Source organism: Faecousia intestinalis (genome assembly GCF_040096185.1).
Taxonomy (GTDB): Bacteria; Bacillota; Clostridia; order Oscillospirales; family Oscillospiraceae; genus JAZOXB01.
Genome location: NZ_JBBMFF010000274.1, coordinates 1 through 669, shown reverse-complemented (window position 1 = coordinate 669; position 669 = coordinate 1). Strand labels below are relative to the sequence as shown.

The following is a 669-nucleotide window of genomic DNA, read 5'->3' as shown; positions in this document are numbered from 1 at the left end:
TTTGTCAAACCGGTATCTTGTGAGTGACTTTAGCTCCTCGTTGTGGTATACTGTGTCTGTGTAGGACTTGAGGTCCACATCAGACATGAGCATAGCCGCAATGGTTCGCGCATCGACACGGTCTGTCTTCGTTTTGCGAAGGCTCAGGCTTTTTCGGTAGAGATTGGTGTGCAGCGGATTGATGACATAGGTGGGTAGACCTTTGTCAAGAAGAAATCCGAGGATGTTGTAGCTGTAGTGTCCGGTAGCCTCAAGCCCTACTTTTATTTTATCCTCCGGACGAGTACTGCGGCGGATTGCCTGCAAGAGCGTGTCGAAGCCCTCTGCGTTGTTCGGGATGGTGAATACATCTGCCAGGATTTCACCTTCCGAGCTGATGATGAAGCAGTCGTGCTTGTCCTTGGCCACGTCAATTCCTACGCAAACCATGAGAATACCTCCGATGTGTTTATTTGATGCTGATTCCACAGAACTCTTTACTCTTGTAGCCTTGTTCCACATAAACCGTCTGGCAGTATCTAACTAATTAACAATACTGTAAAGGGCTGTGGTTGGAGCCTTTCAAAAACCGTCTAGCGGTAGGGAACCGAAACCAATCCACAGCATCCCTTACAGTGTAGCACAGCCCTTGGATAGGGGCTATAAAAACTACTACTCTATAATACAAGG

1 protein-coding gene is annotated in these 669 nt (G+C 47.7%); it reads right to left on the bottom strand.

Features of this window, described 5'->3' with window-relative positions; all coding sequences use genetic code 11:
• A partial coding sequence (locus tag WMO66_RS14195) for an IS110 family transposase (RefSeq protein ID WP_349137008.1) occupies positions 1 to 429 on the bottom strand: 429 nt, incomplete at its 3' end.
• Positions 430 to 669 lie beyond the last annotated feature (240 nt).